Origin of the sequence: Staphylococcus pasteuri, from assembly GCF_030547725.1 — a bacterium.
Classification (GTDB): Bacteria; Bacillota; Bacilli; order Staphylococcales; family Staphylococcaceae; genus Staphylococcus; species Staphylococcus pasteuri.
In genome coordinates, this window is the sequence record NZ_JAUOQO010000248.1 from 1 (window position 1) to 282 (window position 282).

General features: G+C 35.5%; 1 protein-coding gene. It reads right to left on the reverse strand.

Annotated elements, in window-relative coordinates:
* Positions 1 to 282, reverse strand: a 282-nt coding sequence (locus tag Q4528_RS13560; RefSeq protein WP_303522059.1) for a helix-turn-helix domain-containing protein, incomplete at both ends; no start/stop codon positions are given.

Below are 282 nucleotides of genomic sequence, written 5' to 3' on the forward strand. Positions count from 1 at the left end.
ATTTTCTTGGTTATTTAACTTATTGAGATAACGATAGATTGTTGTACGTGAAACTTTCCATTGCTCTGCAATAGTTTTAATCGGGGTTCCATTATCATAAAGTGTTTTGAGTAAAGTCAAATCTTGTTTATTTAATTTTTCGGGTCGACCTCCATAGCGTCCTCTAGCACGAGCTGCCATTCGCCCCGCTGAAGAACGTTCTAAAATTAAATTACGTTCAAACTCTGCAAATGCTGCGAATAAATGAAATAACAATTGTCCTGTAGAACTTGATTTATCCAT